The sequence below is a fragment of the Xanthomonas sp. NCPPB 3583 genome, assembly GCF_041475715.2.
In the GTDB taxonomy this organism is placed as follows: domain Bacteria; phylum Pseudomonadota; class Gammaproteobacteria; order Xanthomonadales; family Xanthomonadaceae; genus Xanthomonas; species Xanthomonas euvesicatoria.
This window is the reverse complement of sequence record NZ_CM191263.1, coordinates 2,518,902-2,541,244: the sequence shown is the minus strand read 5'-3', so window position 1 is coordinate 2,541,244 and position 22,343 is coordinate 2,518,902. Positions and strand designations below refer to the sequence as shown.

Genomic DNA, 22,343 nt, shown 5'->3' with positions numbered 1-22,343 from the left:
CGGATGCGCATCGGCAGCGACCGAAGCCAGGACGAGCCGCATATCGACCTGGTGCCATTGATTGACGTCATCCTCGTCCTCATCATCTTTTTCGTGGTGACCACGACCTTCGACGCACGCTCCACGCTGCAGCTGCAGTTGCCGACCGCCAGCGACCAGCACACCAGTGCGCCGCCGCGTTCGTTGAGCGTGCTGGTCAACGCCGATGGGCGTTATTTCATCAACGATCAGGAAGTACTGCGCTCGGATGTGGATTCGCTCAAGCAGACCATCGCCCAGATCGCCGGCGATGACCGCGAACAGACCGTGCTGATGCGCGCCGATGCGCGGACCCCGTATCAGGCCGTGGTGACCGCGCAGGATGCGCTGGGCCAGCTCGGCTTCCGGCGCATTGCCATCGCCACCGCGCCCCCGGCCAGCGCCACCGGTACGACCGGCAAGACAAGCACCAACGGAACCCGCCAGTGACCATCTCCACCGACCGCCCGGCGCCAGTGTCTTCCTGGCGCACGTACCGTCGCCTGCTGGCGTTTGCCAAGCCGTATCGCTTGTTGCTGGTGGCCGCGTTGATCGCCGCGTTGATCGAAGCGGCCGGCACCACCGGGTTTCTGGCGTTGATGAAGCCGATCACCGACGAGACCTTCATCTACAAGAACGCCGAGGTCAGTCGCTGGCTGCCGGTGCAGATCATCCTGCTGTTCGTGGTGCGCGGCGTCGCCGGTTACATCACCGACATGGCCATGGGCAAGTCCGCACGCAGCATCGCGCGCGACCTGCGTATCAAGGTGATGGCCAAGTATCTGCGCCTGCCGGGGTCACGCTTCGATTCGGAGCCGGTGCCCTCGATGCTGATACGCCTGGGCTCGGATTCGGACCAGGTTGCGCAGGCCGCAGTAGATGCGGTCAAGGTCATGATCCAGCAATCGCTGCAGGTGATCGGTGCGCTGGCACTGATGCTGTGGCATAGCTGGCAGGTGACGTTGACCATCCTGGTGCTCGCCCCGGTGCTGGCCTGGGTGATGGACAAGGTGGCGCGGCGCTACCGCCGTATCAGCCACAGCATCCAGGAAAGCGGTGCGCAGCTGCTGCAGGCTGCCGACCAGACCTTGTCCAGCCATCAGGAGGTCAAGATCTACGGGGCCCAGCAGACCGAAATGGAGCGCTATGGCGCGCTGGCCAATCGCAACCTGCGCCTGGCGATGAAGGTCGAATCCACCCGCGGCATTTCCACTGCCACCGTGCAGATGATCGGTGCAATCGGCCTGTCGGCCCTGCTGTTCGTGGCCGGTGCGCAGGCCTTGGCCGGGCGCCTGACGGCCGGCGATTTCGTCGTGCTGATGACCTCGATGCTGACCATCATTCCGGGCCTCAAGCAGCTCACCAATGTGCAGAACATGGTGCAGCGCGGCCTGGCATCGGCCGAGCGCCTGTTTTCGGTGCTCGACAGCCCGGACGAGCCGGATCAAGGTACCGTGCCGCTGAAGCGTGCCAAGGGCTTGATCGAATTTCGCGATGTCACGGCGCGCTACCCCGGCCAGGTAAATCCGGCGCTGGCCGATGTCAGTTTCGTTGCGCAACCGGGCACCGTCACTGCCATCGTCGGGCGTTCCGGAAGCGGCAAGTCCAGTCTGATCAAGTTGATCCCGCGTTTTTACGAAGCCGAGGCCGGGCAGATCCTGCTCGACGGTCATCCGGTGCAAGCGTATGCCCTGGCGGATCTGCGCAGGCAGATTGCGCTGGTGGGCCAGCAGGTGATGTTGTTCGACGGCAGCATCGCCGACAACGTGGCGTTCGGTGAAATGCGCAACGCCGATGCCGGCCAGTTGGAGCGGGCGATTCTGGGCGCAAACGCAATGGAATTTGTCGCGCAACTGCCCGAGGGGCTGCAGTCGCATGTCGGCACCAAGGGCGGGCGCCTGTCCGGTGGCCAGCGCCAGCGTCTGGCGATCGCACGCGCCATGCTCAAGGACGCGCCGGTCCTGATCCTGGACGAGGCCACCGCAGCGCTGGACAACGAATCCGAGCGCTTGGTACAGGACGCCCTGCACAAGCTGATGCCGGACCGCACCACGCTGGTCATCGCGCATCGCCTGTCCACCATCGAGCATGCCGATCAGGTGCTGGTGATGGACCAGGGGCGGATCGTCGAGCGCGGTACGCATCACCAATTGCTGGCGCAGGGCGGCTTGTATTCGCATCTGCACGGCATGCAATTCCGCGAACGCCAGGCATGAGCAAGCGCGGCACCCGCACCCCGGGTTACTGGTACGACGACACGCCGATCCCCTTGCCGGCGCGCATCCTGGCGCCAGTCTACGGCGCTGCCATTGCATTGCGGCGGGCGCTGTATCGCCGCGGTTGGCGCAGGCGCCACCGGGTACCAGTGCCGGTGATCGTGGTTGGCAATGTCACCGCCGGCGGCACCGGCAAGACGCCGCTGACGATCGCCTTGGTCGCAAAGCTGCAGGAAGCCGGCTGGACGCCTGGCGTCGCCAGCCGTGGCTACGGCCGCGATGACGCAGGTACCGCGCGGTGGGTCGAAGCGGACACGCCGGTGGCGCTCGGCGGCGATGAGCCGGTGTTGATCGCCTGGAAAACCGGTGCACGCGTGCGTGTCGACAGCGACCGGCTCGCCGCTGCACGGGCGCTGGTCGAAGCGGGCTGCGACATCGTGATCTGCGACGACGGGCTGCAGCATTACCGTCTGGCGCGCGATGTCGAGATCGAAGTGGTCGATGGCCAGCGGCGCTACGGCAACGGACGCCTGTTGCCCGCTGGGCCGCTGCGCGAACCGGCCGCGCGCGCGCGCGATTGCGATTTCCGCGTGGTCAATCTCGGCCAGGCCAGTGCGACTGCCGCACCGCAGGTGCCCGATGATGCCGGTTTCGGCGAGTGGCAGATGCGTTTGAGCATCGACAGCGTGCAGCCGATGGATGGCAAGCGTGCGCAGCCCTTGAGCATGCTTGCCGGGCAGCGCGTGCATGCGGTAGCGGGCATCGCGCATCCGGAACGTTTCTTCGCCATGCTGCGCGCGCGCGGCATTGGCGTGGTGCCGCACGCGTTTCCGGATCATCACGTCTACCGCGCCGCGGATTTCAGCTTCGGAAGCCGCCTGCCGGTGCTGATGACCGAAAAGGATGCGGTGAAATGCCGTCCGTTCGCCGACGAGTGGTTGTACAGCGTGCCACTGAAGGCGGAGCTGCCGGCCGCGTTCTGGGTGAGTCTGCTGGACCGCCTGAACAAATTGGCCAGCCGGCAGGGCGTGTGAGTGCATCACGGGCCATGGTGAGCATGCAGCTGGACGTTGCTGGCCAACCATCGCGAGCCAGGCGTCGAGGACGCGCTTGCTGCTGTGATGTGGCATCCAGGCTGCATGAAGTTTCGCAACACTCGGGCAGAGGTCTGCCCTGAAATATCGGTGCGCATGGCTGCGAGCAGGGCATGCAGCGCGTTTTTGAGTGCTGATGTCGTGCAGCGCAGCTCCCACTGAATACAGCCACTTCGCTCAATCACACATCGGCATCAAGCGATTCGGTTCTCTCGTTTCCCCACTGCATCCAGAGCGCGCACGTATGACACCCACCACGCCTGCCGATTTCGTCGTCGCCATTCCCGCCCGTTACGCCTCTACGCGGCTGCCGGGTAAACCACTGCAACGGATCGGCGATCGCCCGATGATCCAGCATGTGGCCGAGCGTGCGTTGCTGGCGGGTGCGCGCGAGGTATGGGTGGCCACCGACGACGCGCGCATCGCAGCGGCGATCGAACATCTGCCAGGAGTGCATGTGGCAATGACCGGCGCCGCGCATCTGTCCGGTACCGACCGCCTTGCCGAATGCGCACGCATTGCCGGATGGGACGACCAGACCTGCGTGGTCAATCTGCAGGGCGACGAACCGTTTGCGCCGGCTGCAGGCATCCGTGCCGTTGCCGATCTGCTGCAGCACTCCGGTGCCCAGATGGCCACGCTGGCCGCGCCGGTGGACAGCGCGCACGACCTGTTCGATCCCAACGTGGTGAAGCTGGTGCGCACAGCCGGCGGCGATGCGCTGTATTTCAGCCGCGCGCCGATTCCCTGGCACCGCGACAGCTTCGCCAGCCAGCGCGATAGCGTGCCTGCAGAAGGTCAGTGGCTGCGCCACATCGGCATCTACGCCTATCGCGCAGGCTTCCTGCAACGCTTCGCGGCCATGCCGCCTGGCATGCTGGAGCGCATCGAATCGCTGGAACAACTGCGCGTGATGGAAGCCGGTTATCGCATCGCCGTGGCGGTGACGCCCGAGCCGTTTCCGCCGGGCATCGATACCCCGGACGATCTCGTCCGCGCACAGGTGCGGGTGGCATCGCCATGAAGGTGCTGGTCGTCTGCCTGGGCAATATCTGCCGCTCACCGATGGGCGAGGGTGCGTTGCGTGCGCGGCTGGATGAAGCCCGTTTGTCGCGGCGCATCCAGGTCGATTCGGCCGGTACCGGCGACTGGCATGCCGGCGAGGCGCCGGACCCGCGCGCCATCCGCTGCGCGCGCGGTCACGGCGTGGATATTTCCGGCCTCCGCGCGCGCCAGGTGAAGCACTCGGATTTCGAGCATTTCGATTGGCTGTTGTGCGCAGACGCCAGCAATCTGCGCGATCTGCAGCGGCTCGCCCCGGCGGCGCAGCGCGACAAGCTCGCCTTGTGGCTGCCCTGGGCCGGCATCGACGCGCGCGATGACATCCCCGACCCGTATACCGGCAGCATGGATGACTTCGAGCAGGTATGGCAGCTGGTCGACACTGCCGCGCGCCTCACCGTGGCCAGACTCACCCGCGGCTAATCGCGCTTGGGCATAATCACCGCATGAACGCCCAGCTCACCCAGGAACTGCCGGAATTTCCCACCTGGCTCAATGCCAGGCCCTCCACCTTGCAGGAGCATCGCGGCCGTGCGCTGGTGCTGGCGTTCGTCAACGCCAGTTCGGTGTGGTGCGCCGAACGCCTGGCCGAGCTTGCCCACTGGCAGGCGCGCAGCCCTGGCCGGCTCCAGGTGATCGTGGTGCAGGTGCCGCGTTTCGACAGCGAGCGCCTGCCGCAACGCTCGCTTAAACAACTGCGCGGACACGGCGTGAGTGCGCCGATCCTGCTCGACAAGGACTGGGAAACCTGGCGTCGCTTCGGTATCGAATCCTGGCCCACGCTGGTGCTGCTGGATGCCTACGGCCGCGAGCGGCAGCGCCTGGTGGGCGTCACTGGCGATCTGGACAAGGCGCTGACTGCCCTGTGCGAGGGCCAGCAGCCGCCATCGGACGCCGACCTGCACGGCGTGGCCGAGCGCGAGCCCGAGCCGCACCTGGCATTGCGTTTTCCTACCGGCCTGGCCGCGACCGAAGACCGGTTGTATGTCGCCGATACCGGCCATCACCGCGTGCTCGAGTGCACGCACAGCGGGCGCGTACTGCGCCAGTTCGGGCATGGCAATGCTGATCTCATCGACGGCGGTGTCGGCGAAGCGGCATTCCGGCGCCCGCAAGGTTTGGCGTTGGAACGCGATCAGCTGTATGTCGCCGATACAGGCAACCATGCGCTACGTCGTATCAACCTGCGCAGCGGGCAGGTGGATACCTTGTGCGGCACCGGCCGTTCCGGCGAGCCGGTCGAAGGCCCGCTGGCGTCGCCCGGTGCCTCTGCGCTGAACTACCCGCAAGGTCTGGCCATCGCCGACAACCAGGTGTTGATCGCCATGGCCGGCGATAACCGGATCTGGAGTTATCACCTGGGCCGCGCCGCGCTGACCGCGCGCGCAGGCACCGGTGCCCTTGAAATTCGCGACGGCAGCGGCCATCTCGCTGCTTTCGCACAGCCGGCCGGCTTGGCGTCCGTGCAGCAGGTGGCCTATGTCTGCGACGGGCTGGGCTCGTCAATCCGCACCATGCAACTACGCGGCGATCTGGTACAGACCTTGGTCGGCGGGCAGGGCACCTGGCAGTTTGGAGATCAGGACGGCCCACGCAGCACGGCACGCCTGCAGTTCCCACAGGCCATTGCACTGGCGGCCGATTCGCCGTTGCTGTGGATCGCCGACACCGGCAATGGCCGCCTGCGCTGCCTGCGCCTGGGCGGCGGTGAATTGACCACGGTCGCGCTGCCGCGTCGTCTGCATGGCCCGGCCGGTCTGGCGGTCACCGCCGGTGCGGTCTGGATCGCAGAAACCGATGCGCATGCCATCTTGCGATACGACCTTGCAAGCGGCGCACTGAGTGATGTTTCGATAGACGAATGAGCGTCAGGCCCCACAACGATTTCGATGGAAAAGCGTTTGCTGCGCAACTGAGCACCGCGCCTGGCGTCTATCGCATGTATGCGGGCGACGATACCTTGCTGTACGTCGGCAAGGCCGGCGCGTTGCGCAAGCGTGTGGGCAGCTATTTCAACGGGACACCGAAGAACGCCCGGTTGACCTCGATGCTGTCGCAGGTCGCGCGCATGGACGTCACCGTCACCCGCAGCGAAGCCGAAGCGCTACTGCTGGAAAACCAGCTGATCAAATCGCTGTCGCCGCGCTACAACGTCTCGTTGCGCGACGACAAAAGCTACCCATACGTGTTGCTGACCCGCGAACAATGGCCCCGGATTGCCTTGCACCGCGGTCCGCGTGCGGTGCAAGGGCGTTATTTCGGCCCTTACACGGGCGTCACCGGTGTACGCGAGACGCTCAGCTTGATGCACAAGCTCTTCAAGCTGCGCAGTTGCGAGGACAGCGTATTCCGTAACCGTTCGCGGCCATGCCTGCAATACCAGATCGGGCGTTGCAGCGGTCCGTGCGTGGACTTGGTGGCGGCTCCGGATTACGCCGAATCGGTACGCCGCGCCACCATGTTTCTCGAAGGCAAGAGCGATCAGCTCGGCGAAGAGATCATGCACTCGATGCAGCAGGCCAGCGAGGCGCTGGAATTCGAGCGTGCTGCGCGTTTGCGCGATTTGCTCTCGTCGCTGCGCAGCATGCAGAACCGTCAATACGTCGACGGGCGTGCAGCGGATCTGGACGTGCTGGCCTGCGCCACGCAATCCAGCCAGGCTTGCGTCTTGTTGCTGAGTTTTCGCGACGGCCGCAATCTCGGCACGCGCTCGTTCTTTCCCAAGACCAACGGGGAAGACAGTGCCGACGAAATTCTTGGCGCTTTCGTATCGCAGTACTACGCCGAGCACTCTCCCCCGCGCGAAATCCTGCTCGACCGCGAGATCCCGGAAGCCGAGCTGATCGAAGCGGCGCTCAGTACGGCGGCCGAGCACAAGGTGGCACTGAAGTGGAACGTGCGCGGCGAGCGTGCCGGCTATCTGCTGCTGGCAACGCGCAATGCGCAGCTGACGCTTGTCACCGAGCTCACCAGCCAGAGCGCTCAGCACGCACGCAGCGAAGCCTTGCGCGAGATGCTTGGACTTGCCGAGCCGGTCAAGCGCGTGGAGTGTTTCGACATCAGTCACACCATGGGCGAGGCGACCGTCGCTTCGTGCGTGGTATTCGACGCCAGTGGCCCGGTGCGTGGCCAGTACCGGCGCTTCAATATTTCCGGCATCACGCCGGGCGACGACTACGCAGCCATGCGGCAGGCGATCGAGCGCCGCTTCCGTCGCGCCGTGGAAGAGAACGGCGTGCTCCCCGACGTACTGTTGATCGACGGTGGCGCAGGCCAGCTGGCACAGGCGCAGGCCGCGCTGGCCGATCTCGGGGTCGAGAACGTGTTGCTGGTCGGCGTGGCCAAGGGCGAAGAGCGCCGGGCCGGGCACGAAGCGTTGATCATGGCCGACGGCCGCGAGCTGCGGCCGGGCGCGGCGTCGCCTGCGCTGCAATTCATCCAGCAGGTGCGTGACGAAGCGCACCGCTTTGCGATCACCGGCCACCGCGGTCGCCGCCAGAAGGCGCGCATGACCAGCAAGCTCGAGGATATCCCCGGCATCGGCCCTCGGCGCCGCGCGAGTCTGCTCAAGCACTTCGGCGGGCTGGTCGGGCTCAAGGCCGCCGGCGAGGCCGAGATTGCACGAGTGGAGGGGGTCAATGCCGCACTTGCCGCGCGAATCTACGCTAACCTGCACGGGCTGGCGCTTCCCGATGCGGCAGGCGAGGCAAGTCCGCAATGAAGTTGACCATCCCCACGTGGCTGACACTGCTGAGGATCGTGATGATCCCGGTGTTGGTCGTGGTGTTCTACCTGCCGTACACGTGGACGAATTTCGCGTCCGCCGGCGTGTTTGCGCTGGCCGCCATCACCGACTGGCTGGATGGCTGGGTCGCGCGGCGTTATCACCAATATTCCGCGTTCGGCGCATTTCTGGACCCGGTCGCCGACAAGTTGATGGTCGCCGTGGCGCTGTTCCTGATCGTGCAGGGCCATCCCACGCCGTGGATGGCGTTCTGGGCTGCAGTCATCGTCGGACGCGAGATTGCCGTCTCCGCACTCCGCGAATGGATGGCCGAGATCGGCCAGCGCGCCAAGGTACGCGTGGCGGCCATCGGCAAGATCAAGACCACCGCACAAATGGTGGCCTTGCTGTGCCTGTTGTATTCGGTCACGCCCGGGCAAATGCCCACGCATGAAATCTGGCTGGGCAACCTGATATTTCGTGCAGGCTACTGGACACTCGCCATTGCGGCCTTGCTGACGCTGTGGTCGGGGTTTCAGTATCTGCAGGCTGCATGGCCAAGCCTGCGCGCCGACGAAAAAGCAGCGATCAGCAACAAGCCGAAAAAAATCGAAAGCAACAGTTGACAGCTATCCTGTTCGCTGTAGAATTTCGCCTCCCAAGCGGGAATAGCTCAGTTGGTAGAGCGCAACCTTGCCAAGGTTGAGGTCGCGAGTTCGAGTCTCGTTTCCCGCTCCAGATGTAGACAGGACCCCGCGTCAGGGGTCTCGTCGTTTCAAGGCAGGATGCCTTGGGTTTGATGTTTCGGCCTGGTGGTAGAGTGGTTATGCAGCGGACTGCAAATCCGCGTACGCCGGTTCAATTCCGGCCCAGGCCTCCACATCGCATGCGGTCTTCCTGCCATCGATAACGACGACAGGGCTGGCGCAACGAAGCAACACGCTGTACAATTTTGCTCCACGCGGGAATAGCTCAGTTGGTAGAGCGCAACCTTGCCAAGGTTGAGGTCGCGAGTTCGAGTCTCGTTTCCCGCTCCAAATTCGAACCCTGGATATCGATCGATATCCAGGGTTTTTTTATTGGTCGCGTGTTATTGCCGGGGGCGTCCACGCACTACGCGGCGGCTGCGAAATATGAGCGGTGGTGCTGCGGTGTCCGGTAATGAGCGCATGTGCCAGTGCGCACACCTGTGCTTGGACACTTGGACACGTGGGTTTGACTGATTGCGTTGGAGGAATGGCGCAACGCGATGTCGCGGGCACGCGTAATCGAAACGCATCCGGGCCAGGTGACCAGCGCGTTGGCTGCATGATGCGGATGATCGTGCATGGACATCAGCCGGTAAGCGGCGCGCAGACGATTGCGTGTGCGCCGACTCGATTACCTTATAAATCGTGTGCCCGGGGCGGGGGTCGAACCCGCATAGCCTTGCGGCTGAGGGATTTTAAGTCCCTTGCGTCTACCAATTTCGCCACCCGGGCATTGCGATAGCGTGCCTGATTGCGCGGCGATTGTGAATCTTTGCTGCGTCCTTCCTGCACTGCCTGGCGCCTGCGGCCTGCGTTATGCTGCCGCCGCATAGCGGGCCGCCACGGGCTGCGCACCATTTTAAGGAACCGCATGTCCGGCATCACGCTTCTCGCCCCCCCACAGGGGCGCATCGCCGTCATCGGCTTGGGTTATGTCGGCCTGCCGTTGGCGGTTGCATTCGGGGAGCAGCGCGACACCCTGGGCTTTGACATCGATGCGCAGCGCGTTGCGCAATTGCGCGAGGGCCACGATGCCACGCTGGAACTGGACGATGCCGAATTGGCTGCCGCAACACAGTTGCGCTATAGCGCAAACGCTGCGGATCTGGCCGCCTGTCGCATTTTCATCGTGACCGTGCCAACGCCGATCGACAGCTTCGAGCAACCGGATCTGGAGCCGTTGCGTAGCGCCACGGCCTTGATCGCCGCCGCCCTCAAGCCCGGCGACCTGGTGATCTACGAATCCACGGTCTATCCAGGAACCACCGAAGAAGTTTGCGTGCCCTTGCTCGAAGCAGGCTCCGGGTTGCGTTTCAACCACGACTTCTTTTGCGGTTACAGCCCCGAGCGTGTCAATCCCGGCGATCGCCAGCGGCGTCTGCGCGACATTCGCAAGATCACCGCGGGCTCGACGGCGGACGCCGCTGATGCAGTCGACGCGCTGTATACCAGCATCATCACTGCCGGCACCTGGCGCGCTCGGTCGATGCGCGTGGCCGAAGCGGCAAAGGTGGTCGAAAACATCCAGCGCGACGTCAATATCGCACTGGTCAATGAGTTGGCGTTGATTTTCGACAAGTTGGGAATCGACACCCTGGATGTGCTCGAGGCCGCAGGAACCAAGTGGAATTTCCTGCCGTTTCGTCCTGGCCTGGTCGGTGGGCATTGCATCGGCGTGGATCCGTACTACCTGATGCACAAGTCCGAAAGCGTGGGCTATCACCCGGACCTGATCCACACCGCGCGGCAGGTCAACAATCGGGTCGGCCGACATGTGGCCGAGCGCGTGTGCGGCATGTTGGCCATGCGTGGCGTCGCGCTTGCGCAGGCGAGGGTGCTGGTACTGGGCGCCACATTCAAGGAAAACTGCCCGGATCTGCGCAACAGCCGCGCCCTGGAATTGGTGCAGTTGCTGCAGGCCGTGGGTGTGCAGGTGGACACTTGCGACCCGTGGGCAGACCCGGCTGAAGCGCTGCAGCACGGCGGTGTGCATTTAAGCCAGACCCCGGAAGAGGGCGCCTACGATGCCGTGGTGCTGGCAGTGGCGCACGCGCAGTATCGCGACTACGACGTCGCGCAGATCGCCGCGCTCGGCAAGCCGGGCGCGGTGGTGTACGACGTCAAATCGGTGTGGCCGCGTGCGGCAGTCAGCGATCGTCTGTAGCGTCTGCGTTGTGCTGCGCTAGCCACTGCACAGCGCCGCGTGCGGCGCGTCGGCCGCTGGCGAAGCAGGCGGTGAGCAGATAGCCGCCGGTTGGCGCTTCCCAATCGAGCATTTCGCCAGCGCAAAACACCCCTGGTTGCGACTGCGCCATCAGCTGATCGTCCAGCGCCTCCAGCCGCACGCCGCCTGCAGAACTGATTGCTTCGGCAAGCGGACGTGGCCGCAACAGTCGCAGCGGCAACTGCTTGAGCGTGCGTGCGACCAACGCCACGTCGTCGCCCGCCTGCTTGCCGAGTTCTTCGTAGAGCAGGGCCGCCTTGACACCATCGATGCCGACCTGGCGGCGCAGATGCTCGCTGAAACTGCGCCCCTTGCGCGGTTGGGCCAGTTCGGCATGCACGCGTTCGAGCGAGCGGCCGGGAACCAGATCCAGCACGAGTTCGGCGACGCCATGGGCGTCGATCTGCTCGCGCAGGTCCGCGGCCAAGGCATAGATCAAGCTGCCCTCGATGCCATTCGCTGTGGCCACGCATTCCCCCTGCAATGCATGCTGCATGCCGTTGCCATCCTGCCAATGCGCAACGACCGGTTTCAGCGGTGCACCTGCATGGCGCTGCACGAAGTGCGCACTCCAATCGATATCGAAGCCGCAGTTGGCCGGCACCAGGGGCGCTACCGCGATACCGCGTTGCTGCAGTGTTGCTTGCCACTGGCCGTCGGAACCAAGCTGCGGCCAGCTGCCGCCACCCAGCGCCAGCACGACCGCCTCTGCACTGCACTCCACAGCACCGGTGGGTGCGTCGAAACGGAGTGCGCCGTTTTCAGTCCAGCCCAGCCAGCGGTGCTGCACATGAAACGTGACACCCTGTTCCTTGAGCCGGCGCACCCAGCCGCGCAGCAAGGGTGCGGCCTTGCGGTCCATTGGAAAGACACGGCCGGAACTGCCGACGTAGGTCTCGACACCGAGCTCTCGCGCCCAATCGCGCAGCGCATCAGCATCGAAGTCCTGCAACCATGCGGAAACCGGTTGCTGACGTTGGCGATAGCGTTGCGCAAACAGCGGCATCGAATCGGAATGCGTGAGGTTCAAGCCGCCTTTGCCAGCGATCAGGAACTTGCGTCCCACCGAGCCCTTGGCTTCGTACAGATCCACCGCCAAGCCTGACGCGCAGGCCACTTCCGCCGCCATCAAACCGGCCGGCCCACCGCCGATCACTGCCAGCCGCTGCCTGCTCAGATCAGTCATCGTCAGGCACTCAGCGCGGCTGCACGCCCAGCAATTCCACATCGAACACCAGCGATGCACCGGGCGGTATCACGCCACCGGCGCCGTTGTCGCCATAGCCGTAATCGGGCGGAATCATCAAGGTGCGCTTGCCGCCGACACGCATGCCGGCCACGCCATCGTCCCAGCCGCGGATGACCTGGTGGCCGCCTAGTACGAATTGGAACGGCTCAGCGCGATCCAGCGAGCTGTCGAACTTCTTGCCGTGCTTGTCGGCGGCTTTTTCGTCGTACAGCCAGCCGGTGTAGTGCACGGTGACCATGGCGCCTGGTGTGGCCTCTGCACCGGTCCCCACGGTGCGGTCGATCCGCTCGAAACTGGCGATGGTGCCGCCGGAGGGCGGCAGGGCGGGCGCGCAGCTTGCGAGCAACAGGGCGACAACGAGCGTCAACAAAAGGCGCATGGCAGGGTCCATGGAGAAAGGCCGCCATTATCGCACCTGGCTCCCGGTATCATCGCGGCATGGCCAAGCTGCTGCTCAATCTGCGCAATGTTCCCGACGACGAAGCCGATGAGGTGCGGGCGCTGATGCGCGAGCAGCGCGTGCAGATCTATGAAACGCGCCCCAGCAACTGGGGGATTTCCGCTGGCGGTATCTGGCTCAGCGACGATGCCGACTATCCACGCGCCAAGGCGGCGATGGATGCCTACCAGGCGCAGCGCGGCGCGATTGCGTGTGCCCAGCGCCAGGAGGAACTTGCAGCCGGCACTGCGGAGACCTTTGGCGCGTTGCTGCGCAGGCGACCGGTCTTCGTGCTCGTGACGCTGATCGGCATGCTGGTCGTCGCCTCGCTGGTGTTGCTGCCGTTTGTGCTGTTGCGCGGCTGAGTGCGCGGCATGACGCGCTTGCAGGCACGCTGCTGCACCGTGCTGGACGTCCCGTTCACGGCGCTCGCTAGGGGCTGCCCGCGGCCCTAAAATAGCCGCATGATGATCAATACCGCCGCCTACCAGTTCGTCACCATCCAGGATCCGCAGACACTTGCCGACGGCGTGCGCGCGCAAGCCGAGCAGCATGCGCTGAAAGGATCGGTACTGGTAGCCGAAGAGGGCATCAACCTGTTCCTGGCAGGGGCTGCCGAGCAGATCGGCGCGTTCTATGCCTGGCTGCAGGCCGACGCGCGGTTTGCGCAGATGCGCATCAAGTACAGCGAAAGCGCGCATCAGCCGTTTGCGCGGCTCAAGGTCAAGATCAAGCCGGAGATCATCAGTTTTCGGCGCGACGATGCATCGCCGCTGCAAGGTCGTGCACCGTCGGTGACGCCTGCCGTGCTGCGCGAGTGGCTGCGTAATGGGCAGGATGATCGCGGCCGTCCGCTGGTGTTGCTGGACACGCGCAATGCGCAGGAAGTGGCATACGGGACCTTCCAGGGTGCATTGACGCTGCCGATCGACAAGTTCACCGACTTGCCTGGCGCGCTGGAACCGCATCGTGGCGCGTTGGCCGATGCCACGGTGGTCAGCTTCTGCACCGGTGGCATCCGTTGCGAAAAGGCCGCGCTGTGGATGCAGGCCGATGGCATGGACAACGTGCTGCAACTGGAGGGCGGAATCCTCGGCTACTTCGAAGAGGTCGGTGGCGAAGGCTACGAGGGCCGCTGCTTCGTCTTCGACGAACGCGTTGCGCTGGATCCCGAATTAAAACCCTTGGTGGACGCCGACCGTACCGCCTAGCCAGTGAAAATCTGACCGAGCGCGACTGCATTGCCCGATGTCACCGGTCGGCCTGGCGCCCGCATCATCGGCACACGTTGCAACATCTTGCCTAGAGACATCGCGCCATGCGCACGTCATGCATGCTCTAGTGACGTGTCATAACGCTCTAACTTGGGCGTAATACGTCGCATCGAGCTTGCCCTGAATTATTCACGGAGATAGGCTGCACCAGCCAGCCGCTAGCGAGGACAACAAGGATGACCATCAGAGTTTTTCTGATCGACGATCATGCACTCGTGCGTACAGGCATGAAGATGATTCTGTCCAAGGAAGTGGACGTCGATGTGGTGGGTGAAGCAGAGAGCGGCGAAGCCGCATTGCCGCAGATTCGTCAACTCAAACCGGACATCGTGCTGTGCGATCTGCATTTGCCCGGCGTCAGCGGCCTGGAAATTACCGAGCGCATCGTCAAGGGCGACTACGGTACGCGGGTCATCATCGTCTCCGTGCTCGAAGACGGCCCATTGCCCAAGCGTTTGCTCGAGGCAGGGGCCTCCGGCTATGTGGGCAAGGGTGGTGACGCGCACGAGTTGCTGCGCGCGGTGCGTGAAGTCGCATTGGGACGGCGTTATCTCGGCAATACGATCGCGCAGAACCTGGCTCTGTCTAATCTGGAAGGTGGCGGTTCACCGTTTGATGCATTGTCGCCCCGTGAGCTGGAAGTGGCCTTGCTGCTGACCCAGGGCCTGCGCCAGGAAGACATCGCCAAGCGCCTGAACCTCAGCGCCAAGACCATCAACACGCACAAGGCACGCCTGTTCGAGAAGGTCGGCATCCAGGACAACATTGCGCTGGCGCGGCTAGCCAATCAATACGGTCTGACCGATCCCTCCAGGGTGCTGTGAACCGTTGCCTTGAGTGCAGTGCAGTGGCTGCGCTGCATCGCAAGGCCAGGGCGCACAACATCGCGTAGAGAAAGCTCATCACGTGCCTAGAAATGACGTGTCTCGCCCTCAGAAGCGGTTGCTGGATTGCGTCAACGCGTGAGTGGGGGAACTAGCCCGACCTTCTAGAGGCGCGCGGTATGTCGAACAAGACCCGGGCGTCAGGGCGCCCGGGGGGTGAGCGTAACGACACGCCGGGTACTAGGAGCTTTCCGCGCTGATTGTCGTCATGTGCCAGCAAGGCCTGGCCTCGCCGCACTTGCCGATCGAAGGGTCTTTGCACCCACTGACCACGAGTGACGACAAACGTCGCCGCTCATGTGGAAGAACGTGGAGCGTCGATGTCTCGCCGGGATCACAACCGGCGGATGCGGTTTGGCGTTAGTGCAGGCGTTGCACAAAAAAACAGCGGCCCGAAGGCCGCTGTTTCGATGTTGACGTGGCCTGTTATCCCAACAGGCCACCCAATCAAGTCACCTGGCCATCAGTGATCGCCACGCGGCTTGTTGCTGTCGTCATCCTGCACCTGGTCGGCGTCGGTCGATGGAGCAGCCGGCTTGACTGGTTCGGACACGACCACCGTCGGCTTGGGCTTGCCTGCCTGCAACTCCTGCGCTGCTGCAGGGTCTGCCGGAGGCTTGCTGGCCGAGGAGGCTGCTGGCGCAGCATCGTTCGGGCTCAGCGCATCGAGCATGGTGGTCTGCACCGGAGCATACGGCTTGCGTGCGGGCGCGGTGTCCGCACTTGGGCTTGCCTGCACAACCGTCGAGGTCGAGGTCATTGCCACCTCGGCCGATGGCGCCTGCGAAGCAGACTGCTCGGCGTGCGGCGACGTCACCGTGACTACTGCGGCCTGCGATGCCGGCGTAGCCGCCGCAGGTGCCGGTAGGTCGTCAGCAGGCGTTGCCCGTGCCGGCTGCACCGGCGCTGCCTGTACCGAAGGCGCTGCCACGTCCGCCGACACAGCGCGCTGCTGGTGGTCGGCCTTCGCGGCCTCGGCGTCGGCGGCAGGTACAGCCGCACTTGCCGGCGCCGAGGGCGCAGGTTGGTGCTGGCTGCTTGTCGCCGCATCGTTGGTCACAGGCGATGCAATAGCCGGTGCCGAAGCCGCGGCAGCCGCCACCGCTGCCGTCGGTGCAGTCCCGGCAGCGGGAGCCACTGCAGGTGCCGGCGTGGATGCCACTGGCGCAGGGGCGGCAAGCGGAGCCGGGGTAGCGGACGCCTGCTGTGCGACCGGCGCGGGGCGCTGTTCTGCAGCCTGCGCTGCAGCACCCTCGGTGCTGGCAGCCGTCGACGCTGTGACAGCCGGCGCGGGTTTGGCTGGTGCGTCGGTAGCAGCGACGGGCGCAGCAGGGCGCTCGCGGGCGGCTTCGGCAACGGGTGCTGCCGAAGGCTGCGATGCCGGCACGGTATTGGAAATCGGCGCGGTGGTCGAAGCTGTATCACTGCCGCCCTGTGGCTCTGCGCGCTCCTTGGGAACCGGACGCGGCTTGGCGGTTGCCTGGGCAGCGGATTCCGACTTGGCGCGCACCGCCGGTGCCGGTGCCTCATCGTCGAAATCGAACTCCGGCTGGCCGGCGCGCGGTGCGCCCGATACATGCGCATGAGCACCGGCGTCGTCGCCTTCGCTGTCGCCATCGAGATCGTTGTCGGCATCGCTGTCCAGATCGTCGCCTTCCAGGCCATCGACGCTGGTACCACCTTCTCCGTTGGCACCGGCGCCACGACGACGACGACGGCCACCACGACGGCCGCGGCGGCGACGGCTCCCGCCTTCGCCATTGGCTGCATCGTCGCCTGCGGCATCCTGGGCCGGTGCAGTTGCATTTGCGTCGGCGCCACGATCAGCAGTGGATTCGCTCACCATGACATCGACAGGATGCGCCTGCGCCGCTTCATTGGCGTTGGTCTGCGCATTGGTGGGTGCAGCGGCGTCAGCAATGGCGGCCACCACGCTCGACGTGGTGGCCGTTGCGGCAGTGGAGGTCACGGTCTGCGCCGCTGCCGTACCCTCATCCTGGCGTGCCGGACGCGGCTGCCGCTCGGCTGGCGCGCCGTCCTGCTGTGCAGGCGCACGTGGCGGGCGTGGGCTCTGGTTCTGCGGCTTGGACTTCTGCTGCTGCGGTTGCTGCTGCTTTGACGCCTGCGTTTCATTGCGCGGCGGCTTAGGCGCCTGCACCTGCTGTGCCTGTGCGCCATTCTGCGCGCCCTGGGCGCTGGCAGGCTGGCGACGCTCGTCACGGCGTTCCTTATTGGCGCCGTTGCCATTGCCGCCATTGCCACGTTGCTGGTTGCCACCATTGCCGCCATTACGGGCATCGCGACCATCGCGGCGCTGACCGCCACGCTCGCCGCGTTCGCCACGGTTATTGCGGCCGGCATCGTTCTGGCGCGGACGCGGGGTCGACTCCGGGGCCGGGGCGACGGGCTCGACGCCGCCGAAGATCCGCTTCAGCCAGCCCACAACACCGGTGACCGGTGCCGGAATGGGCACGGTCACCACCGGCGCCGGCGCAGCGACGGGCGCGACCGGGGCAGGGGCTTCTTCGCGAACCGGTGCCGGTTGGCTCGGCTTGATCGACGTGACCGCCGGGGCTGCGGGAATATTCAACTGCGCCTTGGTCAGTGCATGCACCGGCAGCTTGCGCGGGGTGCCGCGCTGGTAGCTCGGCTTGCCGCTCTCTTCGCCCAGCTCGTTCTCGCGCAGGCGCGTGACTTCGTAGTGCGGGGTGTGCAGTTGCTCGTCGGCGACGATGATGATCGGCGACTCGTGGCGCTGCTCGATTTCACGCAGTGCGCTGCGCTTTTCGTTGAGCAGGTAGTTGGCGATTTCCACCGGCGCCTGGACCAGCACCTGCCCGGTGTTTTCCTTCATAGCGTGCTCTTCTGCCACGCGGATGATCGACAGCGACAGCGACTCGACGCTGCGCATGCGGCCATGGCCATCGCAACGCGGGCAGACGATCTGGCTGGATTCGCCCAGGCTCGGTCGCAGCCGCTGGCGGCTCATTTCCATCAGGCCGAAACGCGAGATACGGCCCAGCTGCACGCGTGCGCGGTCGTACTTGAGTGCGTTCTGCAGCCTGTTTTCAACTTCGCGCTGGTGCTTGGACGAGGCCATGTCGATGAAGTCGATGACCACCAGGCCACCCAGGTCACGCAGGCGCAGCTGGCGTGCGACTTCTTCGGCCGCTTCCAGATTGGTCTGGAACGCGGTTTCTTCGATATCGCTGCCCTTGGTAGCGCGCGAGGAGTTCACGTCGACGGCGGTCAGCGCTTCGGTCTGGTCCACCACGATCGAGCCGCCCGAGGGCAGGCGCACGTTGCGCTCATAGGCGCCTTCGATCTGCGATTCGATCTGGAAGCGATTGAACAGCGGGATATCGTCGGTGTAGTGCTTGAGCTTGCGCAGGCTCTGCGGCATCACCTGCTTCATGAATTCCTGGGCGTCGGCGTAGAGCTCCGGCGTATCGACCAGGATCTCGCCGATATCGGCGCGCAGGTAGTCGCGCAGGGCGCGGATGATCAGGCGCGATTCCTGGTAGATCAGGAACGCGGCCGGCTTGCTCAGCGCAGCTTCGGCAATCGCCTTCCAGGTCTGCAGCAGGTAGTCCAGATCCCACTGCAGTTCTTCGGCATCGCGGCCCACGCCGGCAGTGCGGATGATCACGCCCATGTCGTCAGGAATGTCGAGCTTGTCCAGCGCTTCCTTCAACGCGGCACGGTCTTCGCCCTCGATGCGGCGCGAAACGCCACCGGCGCTCGGCGAATTGGGCATCAGCACCATGTAGCGGCCGGCCAGCGAGATGAACGTGGTCAGGGCGGCGCCCTTGTTGCCACGCTCTTCCTTGTCCACCTGCACGACGATTTCCTGGCCTTCGCGCAGCAGCTCACGAATGGTCGACTTGTTATGGTCGACGCCGGCCTGGAAATAATCGCGGGAAATTTCCTTCAGCGGCAGGAAGCCATGACGCTCGGCGCCATAGTCCACGAACGCCGCTTCCAGGGAAGGCTCTAGCCGGGTGATACGGCCCTTGTAGATGTTGGACTTCTTTTGTTCCTTGGACGGCTGTTCGATGTCGATGTCGTACAGGGTCTGGCCGTCCACAATCGCCACGCGCAGCTCTTCGGCCTGCGTTGCGTTGATCAGCATTCGCTTCATTGTTGCGTTCCTCACGCGCTCTACCGCGCGGAACGCCGTGACGTTTCGCCTCTGGAACAGCTTGTCGGCCCTTCGCGCAACGCGCGGACAGGCCTGACCAGAGTTTCCAGCGCTGCAACACCACGGCAGGCCGCGGGAGCGCTTGTTTAAGTTTTATAGGTGTTTCAGGGCCGGCAGCCGCGTCCGGACAAACCGGGGCAGCGCACGGGACATGTTCAGCGCAGCGGTCAAAAACCGCTGGCGATGGCCGGGTAGGCCGGTGAGCCGCTAACATGGCCGCCCCGGGGGCGGTGGTCGCGCACTGTGCCGGAATCATCGGAAGTCAGGCTTCTGGCCAATCAACTTCCAACAAAATCAAACCCTTATCTCGCTCGCCGAGTGTAACAGAATAAAGAGCCGGATGACCGACCCCCAGCCCCCCAAGCCGCCGGCCGACCGCGTCGGCGTGCGCATTCTCAAAGTTCCGGAAGACCGTGCTGGGCAGCGGCTGGACAATTTCCTGCTTGGCCAGCTCAAGGGCGCTCCGCGTAGCCTGATCTACAAGCTGGTGCGCAGCGGTCAGGTGCGCGTGAATGGCGGGCGTGCCAAGGCCGAACGCAAGCTCGAGGGCGGCGAAGAAGTGCGGATTCCGCCGGTGCGCATCAACGAAGAGGGCGACAAGGCCGCGCCGCCGTCATCATTCATGGCGCGGCTGGAAGCGGCAATCGTGTTCGAGGATGCGCGCCTGCTTGCCCTGAACAAGCCGTCCGGGGTTGCCAGCCATGGCGGCAGCGGGATCAGCTTCGGCGCCATTGAAACGCTGCGGGCGCTGCGCCCGAACCAGAGCCTGGAACTGGTGCACCGGCTTGATCGCGATACGTCCGGCCTATTGATCGTGGCCAAGAAGCGCTCGGCGCTGACCGAGCTGCAGGCCCTCATGCGTGAAGACGACCGCGTCGAAGGACGCAGCATCACCAAGCGCTACCTGACCCTGCTGGTGGGCCGCATGCCCGACGGCGTGATGACCGTGGACGCGCCGCTACATATCGGCCTGCGCCAGGGAGGGGAGCGGCATGTGCAGGTGAATGCGATCGGCAAGCCGTCGCTGAGCCATTTCAAGTTGCTGGAACGGCGCGGCGGCCATTCCTATTGCGAAGTGCGCATCGAGACCGGTCGCACCCACCAGATTCGCGTGCATGCCCAGCACCTGGGGCACCCGGTGGCCGGCGACGAGAAATACGGTGAGGCAGACGTCAACAAGCGCCTACGCGACCAGCTTGGTTTGAAGCGGCTGTTCCTGCATGCCGCATCGCTGGAATTCGCACTGGATGCCGGCAAGACGCCGTACGTGTTGAGCGCGCCATTGGCGCCAGAGCTCGCCGAGGCCCTGGACCAGCTCGGTCGCTGACGCAGCCATGGCGGCTGCGCCAGCGCGGCTGGCTCAGCCTTCGTGGCGATGGTCGTGATGTTGCGGCTGCGCCGACGGATGCGGGCGTTGCTGGTGCATATCGGCCTGATGGGTCGGAGCGGCACGCGGCGGGGCGAAGGACGCCATCCGCTGCATGCGCTGCTGCGGCTCTGTCTTCATGACCGGGCGCGGTTCGTCACGCGGCTGCGACGGCTGCGCACGTTCGACACGCGGCACTGCCGCGGATGCAAACTGCTGGTGAGGCGCCAGCTGCCGCTGCTCTTGCACGGGCGGCTTCCATTGCGCAGGTTGGGCTTGGGCTCGGAACTGGCTGTCGCGGGCGTCGCGGCTCGCAAATGCATCGCGCGGCGGCATGCCGGCATGTGCGCGGTTGGCTGCAGCTGCCTGTTCCTGCGCTGCCCGCGACTGTGCGTGCATCTGCGCCATGTGCTGCTGTGCGGCCTGCAAGTCATTCACCCGTGCAGGCGTTGCAGCCGAGGCGAATGCCGGTACTTGCACGCGCGGCGAACGCATCCCGGAGGGCAATGGCTGCATCGGATGGCCCGCAGTTGTCAGGGGCGCAGCATGCGACGACGGCGATGGCGATGGCGATGCGTTCAGTGCTACCGGGCGGCCTGGTTGCAGCATCTGTGCATTGAAATGCGGTGTGGCCAGATGCGCATAGTCGGGCGGGCGATGCAGTTGGGCGGGCGAAGGCGCTGGCGTGGCCGCTCCTGCAAACGCACCAAGCCCACGTGCGCTGGCGACTGCTGCCGGTAGAGCGGCCGCCTGCGCCGCATGGAAGTTGGCTGGGGACATCCCGGCCACAGGCGCGGATGTCGAAGTGGACCAATGGCGCTGGTCCTGATTCACGTACGAGCGTGAATCGACATACGTATTTCGGTTGTTGATGATGGTGGTACGCGGCGCGTAGACATGGTTCTGGTAGACCACGTAATGCGGTGCGGCCGGCGGCGCGTTCCAATCCACACCCCAGCTGTTCCAGCCCCAGCGGTGCCAGACAGGCGCCGGCTCGGCCCAGCCGAACCAACCGTGATGGTGCTCGAGTGCGCCGCCCACCAGTACGCCGACGCCGAAGGACACCAGGCCGGTGGTGACAACGTCGCCTTCGTCGTACCAGCGGACCGGGCGGTAGCGATACTCCCTGTAGACATCGACCGGCGCGCCGTAGACCACGCCGGGATCGTAGCGCGGCACGTACACCACATCCGGTTGCGCTGGTTCGATGGTGATCACCTGCGAGGGCGGCGGGATGCGGCCCTCATCCGGAATGGGCGTCACCACCACGTGGCGCGCCACCTGCACTTGCTGTTGCGGCGTACTGTGCAGATGGCCGCTGGCCTGGGCGCGTTGGCGCATGATCTGCACCGCGTTGAGCACATCGTTGGGATCGTGGGCGTAGGCATCGCCGAGCGCACGCGTCCAATCCAGATTGCCAGCCAGTTGGGCCACCACGTCGGGAAAGGCGGTCAGTGCCTTGATGCTCGGGTCCCACGATTGCGACACCGTGGCCTGCGCGCGATCTGCAGCGCTCAAACCGCTATTGCTGCGTAGCCATTCCTGTGCGGTGACCACTTGATCGGGATACACCGACGCCGCCAAGGTTTGCGCCAGCAACTTGTCTGGAAACAGGGCAATCGGCGCGACCAGTTGGTAAAGCTGGTCCGCCGTGGGCGGCGTGTAAGCCGGCGCTGCCATCGCGCTGGGAGGCGGCGGAGGCTCGGCGGCGGCCGGCGCCGGTGCGTCGGTGCGTTGGCAGCCGCCGAGTGCAATCAGGCCAGTGGATGCGATCGACAGCGCCAAGGCAAGGCGCCCTTGTGACCATGTGCGTTGCATACGGCACCTCGCTGTGTGTGCGTTG

General features: G+C 65.0%; 17 protein-coding genes and 4 tRNA genes. 16 read left to right on the top strand and 5 right to left on the bottom strand.

Features of this window, described 5'->3' with window-relative positions; translation table 11 throughout:
• The first annotated feature begins 3 nt into the window (after positions 1-3).
• The 11 genes from ACCQ07_RS11140 to ACCQ07_RS11090 all read left to right on the top strand — a co-directional run bounded on the left by ACCQ07_RS11140 (position 4) and on the right by ACCQ07_RS11090 (position 9,151).
• Positions 4-468 carry an ExbD/TolR family protein gene (locus ACCQ07_RS11140; RefSeq protein WP_008576649.1) on the top strand — a complete coding sequence of 155 codons (465 nt, stop codon included), beginning with the start codon at positions 4-6 and terminating at the stop codon, positions 466-468.
• Positions 465-2,234 (top strand): lipid A export permease/ATP-binding protein MsbA, encoded by a 1,770-nt coding sequence (gene msbA, locus ACCQ07_RS11135; protein ID WP_057682214.1) that lies wholly within the window; start codon positions 465-467, stop codon positions 2,232-2,234. Before ACCQ07_RS11140 ends, msbA begins: the two co-directional genes overlap by 4 nt.
• A complete protein-coding gene (gene lpxK, locus ACCQ07_RS11130) occupies positions 2,231-3,268 on the top strand; it encodes a tetraacyldisaccharide 4'-kinase (RefSeq protein WP_218543588.1) in 1,038 nt (345 codons plus the stop codon). Before msbA ends, lpxK begins: the two co-directional genes overlap by 4 nt.
• A gap of 304 nt (positions 3,269-3,572) precedes the next feature.
• Positions 3,573-4,352: a 3-deoxy-manno-octulosonate cytidylyltransferase gene (gene kdsB / locus ACCQ07_RS11125; protein ID WP_218491495.1), complete on the top strand. Its 780-nt coding sequence runs from the start codon at positions 3,573-3,575 to the stop codon at positions 4,350-4,352.
• Complete coding sequence (locus ACCQ07_RS11120; protein ID WP_071117499.1) at positions 4,349-4,813, top strand: low molecular weight protein-tyrosine-phosphatase; 465 nt, start codon at positions 4,349-4,351, stop codon at positions 4,811-4,813. Before kdsB ends, ACCQ07_RS11120 begins: the two co-directional genes overlap by 4 nt.
• Positions 4,814-4,836: 23 nt before the next feature.
• The gene (locus ACCQ07_RS11115) at positions 4,837-6,255 is read left to right on the top strand and encodes an NHL repeat-containing thioredoxin family protein (protein WP_005916709.1); all 1,419 of its coding nucleotides are present in this window, start codon (positions 4,837-4,839) and stop codon (positions 6,253-6,255) included.
• Complete coding sequence (gene uvrC / locus ACCQ07_RS11110) at positions 6,252-8,111, top strand: excinuclease ABC subunit UvrC (RefSeq protein WP_008574530.1); 1,860 nt, start codon at positions 6,252-6,254, stop codon at positions 8,109-8,111. Before ACCQ07_RS11115 ends, uvrC begins: the two co-directional genes overlap by 4 nt.
• Entirely contained in the window at positions 8,108-8,740 is a 633-nt protein-coding gene (pgsA, locus tag ACCQ07_RS11105; protein WP_005916703.1) for a CDP-diacylglycerol--glycerol-3-phosphate 3-phosphatidyltransferase, read from the top strand. The genes uvrC and pgsA overlap by 4 nt, the downstream gene beginning before the upstream one ends.
• A 36-nt stretch (positions 8,741-8,776) precedes the next feature.
• Positions 8,777-8,852, top strand: a tRNA-Gly gene (locus tag ACCQ07_RS11100).
• A 68-nt stretch (positions 8,853-8,920) separates the two neighbouring features.
• Positions 8,921-8,994: transfer RNA gene (locus ACCQ07_RS11095), tRNA-Cys, on the top strand.
• An 81-nt stretch (positions 8,995-9,075) separates the two neighbouring features.
• Positions 9,076-9,151, top strand: a tRNA-Gly gene (locus ACCQ07_RS11090).
• A gap of 360 nt (positions 9,152-9,511) precedes the next feature.
• On the opposite strand, the gene ACCQ07_RS11085 is transcribed toward ACCQ07_RS11090, so the two are convergent.
• Positions 9,512-9,595: transfer RNA gene (locus ACCQ07_RS11085), tRNA-Leu, on the bottom strand.
• A gap of 139 nt (positions 9,596-9,734) precedes the next feature.
• Here ACCQ07_RS11085 and ACCQ07_RS11080 point away from each other — a divergent pair.
• Positions 9,735-11,027, top strand: a complete 1,293-nt coding sequence (locus ACCQ07_RS11080) for a nucleotide sugar dehydrogenase (protein ID WP_057681734.1) — start codon at positions 9,735-9,737, stop codon at positions 11,025-11,027.
• Here the strand turns inward: ACCQ07_RS11080 and ACCQ07_RS11075 are convergent.
• Positions 11,011-12,273: a TIGR03862 family flavoprotein gene (locus ACCQ07_RS11075; RefSeq protein ID WP_136732587.1), complete on the bottom strand. Its 1,263-nt coding sequence runs from the start codon at positions 12,271-12,273 to the stop codon at positions 11,011-11,013. The genes ACCQ07_RS11080 and ACCQ07_RS11075 overlap by 17 nt on opposite strands.
• Before the next feature lie 10 nt (positions 12,274-12,283).
• The gene (locus ACCQ07_RS11070) at positions 12,284-12,715 is read right to left on the bottom strand and encodes an FKBP-type peptidyl-prolyl cis-trans isomerase (RefSeq protein ID WP_014090254.1); all 432 of its coding nucleotides are present in this window, start codon (positions 12,713-12,715) and stop codon (positions 12,284-12,286) included.
• A gap of 59 nt (positions 12,716-12,774) precedes the next feature.
• Here ACCQ07_RS11070 and ACCQ07_RS11065 point away from each other — a divergent pair, with 59 nt between their 5' ends.
• From ACCQ07_RS11065 to ACCQ07_RS11055, 3 genes are all read left to right on the top strand, one after another.
• A complete protein-coding gene (locus ACCQ07_RS11065; RefSeq protein ID WP_218556108.1) occupies positions 12,775-13,140 on the top strand; it encodes a DUF6164 family protein in 366 nt (121 codons plus the stop codon).
• A gap of 99 nt (positions 13,141-13,239) precedes the next feature.
• Positions 13,240-13,986: a sulfurtransferase gene (locus tag ACCQ07_RS11060; protein ID WP_136732588.1), complete on the top strand. Its 747-nt coding sequence runs from the start codon at positions 13,240-13,242 to the stop codon at positions 13,984-13,986.
• Between the two features lie 239 nt (positions 13,987-14,225).
• Positions 14,226-14,873, top strand: coding sequence for a response regulator (locus tag ACCQ07_RS11055; RefSeq protein WP_003489223.1), 648 nt, complete (start codon positions 14,226-14,228; stop codon positions 14,871-14,873).
• Positions 14,874-15,396: 523 nt separating this feature from the next.
• Here the strand turns inward: ACCQ07_RS11055 and ACCQ07_RS11050 are convergent.
• The gene (locus ACCQ07_RS11050) at positions 15,397-19,065 is read right to left on the bottom strand and encodes an Rne/Rng family ribonuclease (RefSeq protein WP_372364142.1); all 3,669 of its coding nucleotides are present in this window, start codon (positions 19,063-19,065) and stop codon (positions 15,397-15,399) included.
• Between the two features lie 409 nt (positions 19,066-19,474).
• On the opposite strand from ACCQ07_RS11050, the gene ACCQ07_RS11045 reads away from it, so the two are divergent.
• On the top strand, positions 19,475-20,461 hold the full coding sequence (locus ACCQ07_RS11045; protein ID WP_372363326.1) for an RluA family pseudouridine synthase: 987 nt from the start codon (positions 19,475-19,477) through the stop codon (positions 20,459-20,461).
• A gap of 33 nt (positions 20,462-20,494) precedes the next feature.
• On the opposite strand, the gene ACCQ07_RS11040 is transcribed toward ACCQ07_RS11045, so the two are convergent.
• Entirely contained in the window at positions 20,495-22,318 is a 1,824-nt protein-coding gene (locus tag ACCQ07_RS11040) for a DUF3300 domain-containing protein (RefSeq protein ID WP_372363325.1), read from the bottom strand.
• Between the last annotated feature and the right edge of the window lie 25 nt (positions 22,319-22,343).

Coding starts and splice junctions, on each gene's coding strand:
- ACCQ07_RS11140 (WP_008576649.1), top strand. CDS start 4: ATGCGCATCGGCAGCGACCGAAGCCAGGACGAGCCGCATATCGACCTG.
- lpxK (WP_218543588.1), top strand. CDS start 2,231: ATGAGCAAGCGCGGCACCCGCACCCCGGGTTACTGGTACGACGACACG.
- kdsB (WP_218491495.1), top strand. CDS start 3,573: ATGACACCCACCACGCCTGCCGATTTCGTCGTCGCCATTCCCGCCCGT.
- ACCQ07_RS11120 (WP_071117499.1), top strand. CDS start 4,349: ATGAAGGTGCTGGTCGTCTGCCTGGGCAATATCTGCCGCTCACCGATG.
- ACCQ07_RS11115 (WP_005916709.1), top strand. CDS start 4,837: ATGAACGCCCAGCTCACCCAGGAACTGCCGGAATTTCCCACCTGGCTC.
- uvrC (WP_008574530.1), top strand. CDS start 6,252: ATGAGCGTCAGGCCCCACAACGATTTCGATGGAAAAGCGTTTGCTGCG.
- pgsA (WP_005916703.1), top strand. CDS start 8,108: ATGAAGTTGACCATCCCCACGTGGCTGACACTGCTGAGGATCGTGATG.
- ACCQ07_RS11080 (WP_057681734.1), top strand. CDS start 9,735: ATGTCCGGCATCACGCTTCTCGCCCCCCCACAGGGGCGCATCGCCGTC.
- ACCQ07_RS11075 (WP_136732587.1), bottom strand. CDS start 12,273: ATGACTGATCTGAGCAGGCAGCGGCTGGCAGTGATCGGCGGTGGGCCG.
- ACCQ07_RS11070 (WP_014090254.1), bottom strand. CDS start 12,715: ATGCGCCTTTTGTTGACGCTCGTTGTCGCCCTGTTGCTCGCAAGCTGC.
- ACCQ07_RS11065 (WP_218556108.1), top strand. CDS start 12,775: ATGGCCAAGCTGCTGCTCAATCTGCGCAATGTTCCCGACGACGAAGCC.
- ACCQ07_RS11060 (WP_136732588.1), top strand. CDS start 13,240: ATGATGATCAATACCGCCGCCTACCAGTTCGTCACCATCCAGGATCCG.
- ACCQ07_RS11055 (WP_003489223.1), top strand. CDS start 14,226: ATGACCATCAGAGTTTTTCTGATCGACGATCATGCACTCGTGCGTACA.
- ACCQ07_RS11050 (WP_372364142.1), bottom strand. CDS start 19,065: ATGCTGATCAACGCAACGCAGGCCGAAGAGCTGCGCGTGGCGATTGTG.
- ACCQ07_RS11045 (WP_372363326.1), top strand. CDS start 19,475: ATGACCGACCCCCAGCCCCCCAAGCCGCCGGCCGACCGCGTCGGCGTG.
- ACCQ07_RS11040 (WP_372363325.1), bottom strand. CDS start 22,318: ATGCAACGCACATGGTCACAAGGGCGCCTTGCCTTGGCGCTGTCGATC.